Here is a 7469-nt window from a genome sequence, read left to right on the forward strand (position 1 = left end):
GAGGGACCGCCATGACGGCAAGTACGGAAGTCCGGCCCGTGCCCGCCCGGCGCCGGCCTCCGGAGCGCAACGTTCTGGAGAACGAGAACCTCGGCACCCGGCTGCGCCACCTGCGGTACCGGTTCTCCCCGCAGCAGTTGTTCGCCGAGCTGTTCGAGAAGCGGTGGATGGAACCCGCCATCCCGCTGGCGATCCTGGTCGGGGTGATCGTCTTCTTCTCGATCGCCGCACCGGGTTTCGCCACCACCGCGAACCTGTTGTCCTCGGCCACCGAGCTCGCCGAGATCTCGCTGGTCTGCCTCGGCATGGCGGTCGTGATGATCTCCGGCGGGATCGACCTGTCCGTCGGCTCGATGTTCGGGCTGTGCAACATCGTGGTGCTCCTGCTGATCACCGTCGTCGGTGTGCCCGTCGTGCCGGCGATCCTGCTGACGATCGTCGTCGGCGCGGTCCTCGGGTCGGTGAACGGGTCGATCGTGGCCTACCTCAAGGCGCGGCCGTTCCTCACCACACTCGTCACGCTGATCATCTTCCGCGGCGTCCTCAACCTGCTGGACCTGCACTACTCCGCGCAGACCGCGACGGTGTTCCTGATGGACCCGGTGTGGGACTGGTTCAGCACGGGCAAGGTGGCCGGCATCCCGTTCAGCTTCGTCACGCTGCTCGTCGTGCTCGTCGCGGGGCACATCCTGCTCAGCCGGTCGCGGTTCGGCTGGCACGTGACCGCCGTCGGCGCGAGCAGGCGGGCCGCGCGGCACGCCGGTATCCGGGTGGAACGGGTGCTGCTGCTGGGTTACGTGATCTCCGGCGCCCTGTGCGCGCTGGCCGGCGTCTTCTACGCCGCGCGCCTGGGCAGCGCGAGCGCCCGCGTCGGCGAGGGCATGGAACTGAGCGTGCTGACCGCGGTGATCCTCGGCGGCATCAGCCTCTCCGGCGGCAAGGGCACGGTGTGGCGGGCGTTCATCGGCGCGGCCACGATCAGCCTGCTCGGCAAGGGTCTGCTGCTGATGGACGTCGGCGGCGAGGTGCTGCAGACGGCGCTGGCCGTCGTGCTGATCATCGCCGTCGGTCTGGATACGAAGTGGGGCAAGAACCGCGGCAAGGCGATCCAGAAGACCTACGTCAACCCCACGCTCGTCGAGTACGGCACCCCGCCGGACGTGCGGCCCGGCTCGGGCACCCGGTACGAGATCAACGACCGTCTCAGCGACGCCGAGGAGATCGGTCTCGGTGAGGTCGAAGGGCCGGAGGACGTCATCCTCGACGACCAGGGCCGGATCTACTGCGGCACCCGGCAGGGCTGGATCCTGCGGTTCTCCGGCGAGGACTACCGCGACCGGGAGATCTTCGCGCGCATCGGCGGCCACCCGCTGGGGCTGGCCTTCGACTCCGCGGGCGACCTGATCGTCTGCGTCGGCGGCATGGGCCTGTACGCGGTCTCGCCCGACGGCAAGCACCGCAAGCTGTCCGACGAGACGAACCGGACCTGGACCCGCCTGCGGGACGACTCGCGGCTGCGCCTGCCCGACGACCTCGACATCGCGCCGGACGGCAAGATCTACTTCAGCGAGGCCACCAACCGGTTCGAGATGGCCGACTGGGTCCTCGACGGCATCGAGGGGCGGCCCAACGGGCGTCTGTTGTGCTACGACCCGGCCACCGGCAGGACCCGCACCGCGGTGCCGGACCTGGTGTTCCCCAACGGGGTGTGCTGCTCCCACGACGGCGAGTCGGTGCTGATCGCCCAAACCTGGCTGTGCCGCATCCTGCGGTACTGGCACAGCGGCCCGAAGAAGGGCCGGCTCGAGGTGTTCATGGACAACTTCCCCGGCTACGTGGACAACATCAACCGCGGCTCCGGCGGGGCCTACTGGGTCGCGATCTGCGGCATGCGCTCCCCCGCCTACGACCTCGCGATGCGGATGCCGAAGTTCCGCCGCCGCATGATGAAGCGCATCCCGCGCGACGAATGGCTCTACCCCAGCATGAACCACGGCTGCGTGGTGCGGGTGTCCGAGCGGGGCGAGGTGCTCGACACCTACTGGGACCCGGGCGGGAAGAAGCACTCCACCATCACGTCGATGCGCGAGCACGACGGCTACCTGTACATCGGCGGGCTGGAGAACAACCGCATCGGCCGGATCAAGGTGCGTGAGGTCCCCGCCGCGGCCGCCGGCGAGGCACGCCGGACGCGCCACGCGTCGGTGAGCTGAGGAGGAACCATGCCACGAGTGGAAGCGTGGGAACTGGTCAAGGAGTTCCTGTTCCCCGGCCGGTCCGGCGCGCGGGCGATCCCGCCGCTGGACGGCGGGCTGACCCCGAACGACGCGCTGGAGCGCATCGAGGAGTCGATCGACGAGCTGCCCGAGCCCGACGACGTGGTGCGCGACGCGTACGGATCGCTCCACGTCACCACGGCCGACAAGGTGGTCCGGCGGTACGGCCTGAACTTCGCCCACCACGAGGTCACCGCGACCGTGCCCGGTGACGCCGGCGCGATCGCACTCGACCACGAGGGCGGGCTGCTGGTGTGCGTGGCGGGTCTCGGGCTCGTCCGCGTCGACCAGGGCGGCGGCACCGAGGTCCTCGTCGACGCCGACTCCGACGGCGTGCCCACTCGCTGCCTGACCGATGTCGCGGTGGCCGGCGACGGGACGATCTACCTCACCGACGGCTCCGTGCGCCACCACGGCGCGGACTGGGTGCGCGACCTGATGGAGCAGAACGCCCTCGGCCGGCTCCTGCGGTACGACCCGCGGACCCGCCGGACCACGGTGCTGGCCCGCGGACTCGCCCACCCCAGCGGGGTCACGCTCACCGCGGACGAGGACGCACTCGTCGTCAGCGAGGCGTGGTCGCACCGGCTGGTGCGGTACCCGCTGGCGGACACGAGCCGCCCGGACGTGCTGCGGGACAACCTGCCCGGCTACCCGGGGCGGATCAGCCCGGCCTCCGGCGGCGGGTACTGGCTCGCGGTGTTCGCGTTGCGCACCCAGCTGGTCGAGTTCGTCCTCACCCAGCGCGACTACGTCGAGGAGATGATGCGCACGATCGAACCGGACCTGTGGATCCGCCCCGCGCTGCGCGGCCTCGACTCGGGGCTGGAACCCCTGCAGGGCGGTCAGATCCGCAAGCTCGGCGTGATCAAACCGTGGGCGCCGCCCCGGTCCTACGGCCTGGTGACCCGGCTGGATCCCGACGGGTACCCGCTCCGCAGCCTGCACAGCCGCGGCGGCGGTCGGCGGCACGGGGTGACGTCGGTGAAGCAGTACGGCGACCGGTTGTTCATCGCGGTCCGCGGTGGCGACGAGGTCCTGATCACGAGGGCGGGTGACGCGCAATGAGCCAGTCGCTGGTGGACCAGCTCGACATCGACCCGGCAGGCGGCGGCACGCTGCTGGTGGACATGGCGAAGGTGACCAAGACCTACCGCGGGGTGCACGCCATCTCCGAGGTCGACTTCGACCTGCGGGCCGGCGAGGTGCACGCGCTGGTCGGCGAGAACGGCGCGGGCAAGTCGACGCTGTGCAAGATCCTCGCCGGGGCGGTGCAGCATTCGAGCGGAGTGGTGCGCATCGGCGGGGAGGAGGTCTCGTTCCGGCGCCCGCACGAAGCGCTCGACCACGGCATCGCGATGGTCTACCAGGAGACGAGCCTGGTGCCGACGATGACGGCGGCGCAGAACATCGAGCTCGGCCACGAAAAGCTGCTGACCCGGTTCCGCTCGCTGAACATCGGCGCCCAGCAGCTGCTGCAGTCGATGAACTTCCACGTCGACCCGACGGCGTACGTGTCCAACCTCGGCGCGGCGAAGAAGCAGATGGTCGAGATCGCGCGGGCCCTGCGCACCGGCGCGCGCATCGTCATCTTCGACGAGCCGACCGCGAGCCTCACGCCTGAGGAGACCCTGCACCTGTTCAACGTGATCGAGGACCTGCGGACCGCGGGCCTGGGCATCATCTACGTGTCCCACGCGCTGGAGGAATCGCTCGCCATCGCCAACCGCGTCACCGTTCTGCGTGACGGCAAGCGGGTCGCCTGCCTGGACGCGAAGCAGACCTCGCGGGACGAGATCGTCAAGTACATGGTGGGCCGGTCGCTGGACGGGGCCGCGCGGAACCGCCCGGCCGCCCGCGAGGGCCACGTCCGGCGCCGCCGGGTGCTGGAGGTCGAGAACCTGATCCTGGGCAACGTCGTGAAGAACATGTCGTTCTCGGCCTACGCCGGTGAGGTGCTCGGCATCGCCGGGCTGATCGGCAGCGGCCGGACGGAGACGGCGAAGATCATCACCGGCGCGCTGAAACGCAACCGGATCCACGGCGGGCGGGTGCTGCTCAACGGCAAACCGGTCCGCTACCGGGTGCCCAAGCAGGCCATCGACGACGGCATCGTCTACATCACCGAGGACCGCAAGCTCGACGGGTTCTTCGAGACGATGACCGTGGCCGACAACATCTACCTCGGGTACCTCGCCTCCCGCCGGGGCCGCCGGCAGTGGCTGCTGGCCGGATCGCAGCGCAGGCGCGTCGCCGACGAGTGGTCGGCGAAGCTGCGCATCAAGGCGATCAACGCGGACGCGAAGATCATCGAGCTGTCCGGCGGGAACCAGCAGAAGGTGGTGGTCGGCAAGTCGCTGGTCGCCGAGCCGGAGGTGGTCATCTTCGACGAGCCCACGCGCGGCGTCGACGTCGGCGCGATCGACGAGATCCACCACCTGATCCGCACCCTCGCCGACGAGGGCAAGGCGGTGATCGTCATATCCTCCTACCTGCCGGAGATCCTCGCCGTGTCGGACCGCATCCTGGTCACCAGGTTCGGCCGCGCGGTTGCGGAGTTCAGCCGCGCGGAGGCGACGCAGGAGAAGATCATGTACGCCGCGATCTACTGAGGTGGGCGTAACCTTGGCAGGCACCGGCGACGGACGAAAGTCGGGTGGACAGGCGTGAAAGCAGCAGCGAGGAAGACCCGCCCCGCGCGGGGCGGGCGGGACGACTGGCGCAATTTCGAGCCGCTCGACCTGACCCCCCTGCTGGCCGCGGCGCTGCAGGCGTTCTACGAGCGCGGGTTCTACGGCACCTCGGTGCGGGACATCGCCCGCCGGGTCGGCCAGACGGTGCCGTCGCTGTACTACCACCACGAGAACAAGGAGGGCGTGTTCGTCGCGCTGCTGGAGAAGGGCACGCTCGAGGTGGCGTGGCGGGCCCGCGCGGCGGTGGAGGACGCCGGTGACCGGCCCGACCTGCAGTTCGTGAACATGATCGAGGCGGTCGTGCTGTACATGACGCACCGCGTCAAGCTGGCCACCCTGGACGTCGAACTGCGCTACCTGTCGGCCCCGAACCGCAGGCGCTACGCGGCGATCCGCAAGGAGGTGGAGGACCTGCTGGTCCGCGTCGTCACCGACGGTGCGGTCCAGGGGATCTTCACGGTGGCCCAGCCCGCCGAGACGGCCCGCGCCCTGCTCGGCATGTGCCAGTCCATAGCCCGCTGGTACCACCCGACCGGCCCGATGGCGCCCGAGGAGGTCGCCCAGCGCTACATCGACATCGCCCTGATGACGGTGGGAATCCACGAGCGCCCGAAACACCTCGAGGGTGTCCCCGACCGGTGACGCGGAGGCCCAGCTCGCTCCACCGGCGGTCGGTCTCGAGCGAGGCGTCATCCCCCTTACCGCCGCAGGAGGTGTTCGCCCGCCAGGTGGATCGCCTCGTGCTTCGTGCGGTTCGGGTGGTCGGCGGCGATGAAGTGCCGCCCGATGGCCAGCGCGAACGCGAGCGTGCTGCGCGCCTCGATCTCGTCCGGGTCGGTCAGGAAACTGCCGAACACCTTCCGCAGGAAGTCCATCCGCTCGTTGTCGATCCGCCGCAGCCGCTCCGCGACCGAGTCGTCGTGGCGGGCCCACGCGCGCACCGCCAGGTCGATCCGATGCAGGTCCTCGCTGAAGCTCAGCCGGCCGACGCGCCGGTACTGCTCGACCACGTCGTCACCCGCCACCGTCGCGAGGATTTCCTTGGTGCACCGGCGTTCCCACTCGTCGAGCATCTCGGCCAGCAACGCGGGACGGCCGTCGAAGTAGCCGTAGAACCCGCCCTTCGTGACGCCGAGCCGGGCGGCGAGCGCCTCGACGCGGACCGCGTCCGGCCCGCCCTGGGCGAGCGCTTCCAGACCGGCCTCGATCCACCTGGCACGTGTCGTGCGGGCGACGGCGGGAATCGCACACCTCCGTTGATCGGCTCGCTGCTGTACGGTACCGTACAGATCAACTATACGGCACCGTATAAAACGAGGTGGCGCCATGTCCCGACTGCCTGCATCCGCCCACACCGGCCACCCGTGGCGGATCCACGAGTTCACCAGCGACTTCGCGGTCGAGGACGTGTGGTCGTTCCGCACCCCCGGCGCCGGCCCCGGCGACTTCCCGGCGATGCTCGCCGCGATGCGCGCCGCAGGTGGCCTAGCGCACCAGCCGAAAGCGGCGAGGTTCCTGTTCGCCCTGCGCTGGCGGATCGGCGCGCTCCTGGGCTGGGACGATCCATCCGCGGGCGTCGGCCGCCGGGTCGCCTCGCTCCGCGACCGGTTGCCCACCGACCTCCGCAACGCCCCGCGCGGCCCGGACAGCGACGTGATGCCGCTCAAGGCCGTCTACGAGACGGACACGGAAGCCGCGCGCGAGCTGGCGAACAAGACCGTGCACCCCGTGATGCACCTCGGCTGGACGCGCGGCGCGGATGGCGACCACGAACTGCGGATGGCGGTGCTCGTCAAGCCCAACGGCTGGTTCGGCCGGCTCTACATGGCCGTGATCGCGCCGTTCCGGTACCTCGTCGTCTACCCGGCGCTGACCCGGCAGTGGGAACGCGCGTGGCTGGCGCGGTGAAGCAGCGGCACTGAGCGGTCTTCCTGGGCGGTGGGCACCTTGTGCGCCGTGGGGTGGACTAGGGCGTGTCCTCAAAGTCGGTGTGCTCTTGGGTGGTGCGTAGGCGCGAGCTGGCTGATGTGCAGTGGCGGGTGATCGAGCCATTGCTGCCGGCGTCGGGGGCGAAGGGACGTCCGCGGGTTGATGACCCCCCGGGTGATCAATGGGGATGTTGTTCAAGGCCAAGACCCGGGTGGCGTAGCGTGACCCACCACCAAGATCCACCTCGCCTGCGACGGTCACGGACGGCTCTTGTCGATCGTGTTGACCGGCGGCAACGTCCACGACTGCACCATGTTCACGCAGGTCATGGCAGGCACCGAGTTCCGCAGGCCAGGCCCCGGCCGTCCGCCGACCCGGCCGAGCAGGTTCTGGCGACAAGGGCCACTCCAGCCACGCCACACACGCCGCAACATCGTCCAACGATGAGCTTGGCCCTGTGGCCCGGACACCTGACCTGAGGTGACCGTCGGTTACCGGGGAGGATGTTGCGGTGCCTGCACCACACCCGCCTGAGTTCCGTCAGCGCGCCGTCGAGTTGGCCCGTCTGGGC

Annotated in this window: 6 protein-coding genes and 1 pseudogene; 6 read left to right on the forward strand and 1 reads right to left on the reverse strand. The window is 69.9% G+C overall.

What is annotated here, in order from left to right; translation table 11 throughout:
* Positions 1-11 precede the first annotated feature (11 nt).
* Genes D0D15_RS20240 through D0D15_RS20255 form a run of 4 tightly spaced genes read left to right on the forward strand, consistent with a single transcriptional unit; the run spans position 12 to position 5611 of the window.
* Positions 12-2213 (forward strand): ABC transporter permease, encoded by a 2202-nt coding sequence (locus tag D0D15_RS20240; RefSeq protein ID WP_233157238.1) that lies wholly within the window; start codon positions 12-14, stop codon positions 2211-2213.
* 9 nt (positions 2214-2222) lie between these two features.
* Positions 2223-3344, forward strand: coding sequence for an SMP-30/gluconolactonase/LRE family protein (locus tag D0D15_RS20245; RefSeq protein WP_094005276.1), 1122 nt, complete (start codon positions 2223-2225; stop codon positions 3342-3344).
* Positions 3341-4888: a sugar ABC transporter ATP-binding protein gene (locus tag D0D15_RS20250; RefSeq protein ID WP_094005277.1), complete on the forward strand. Its 1548-nt coding sequence runs from the start codon at positions 3341-3343 to the stop codon at positions 4886-4888. The genes D0D15_RS20245 and D0D15_RS20250 overlap by 4 nt, the downstream gene beginning before the upstream one ends.
* A gap of 54 nt (positions 4889-4942) precedes the next feature.
* Positions 4943-5611, forward strand: coding sequence for a TetR/AcrR family transcriptional regulator (locus tag D0D15_RS20255; protein ID WP_094005278.1), 669 nt, complete (start codon positions 4943-4945; stop codon positions 5609-5611).
* Between the two features lie 56 nt (positions 5612-5667).
* On the opposite strand, the gene D0D15_RS20260 is transcribed toward D0D15_RS20255, so the two are convergent.
* A complete protein-coding gene (locus D0D15_RS20260) occupies positions 5668-6297 on the reverse strand; it encodes a TetR/AcrR family transcriptional regulator (protein ID WP_233157239.1) in 630 nt (209 codons plus the stop codon).
* Here D0D15_RS20260 and D0D15_RS20265 point away from each other — a divergent pair.
* Positions 6296-6877, forward strand: a complete 582-nt coding sequence (locus D0D15_RS20265) for a DUF2867 domain-containing protein (RefSeq protein WP_094005279.1) — start codon at positions 6296-6298, stop codon at positions 6875-6877. The genes D0D15_RS20260 and D0D15_RS20265 overlap by 2 nt on opposite strands.
* A gap of 249 nt (positions 6878-7126) precedes the next feature.
* Positions 7127-7310 (forward strand): annotated as a pseudogene (locus D0D15_RS37105) (transposase); the annotation flags it as partial.
* Positions 7311-7469: the final 159 nt, after the last annotated feature.

Origin of the sequence: Amycolatopsis thermalba (assembly GCF_003385215.1) — a bacterium.
GTDB classification, from domain to species: Bacteria; Actinomycetota; Actinomycetes; order Mycobacteriales; family Pseudonocardiaceae; genus Amycolatopsis_E; species Amycolatopsis_E thermalba.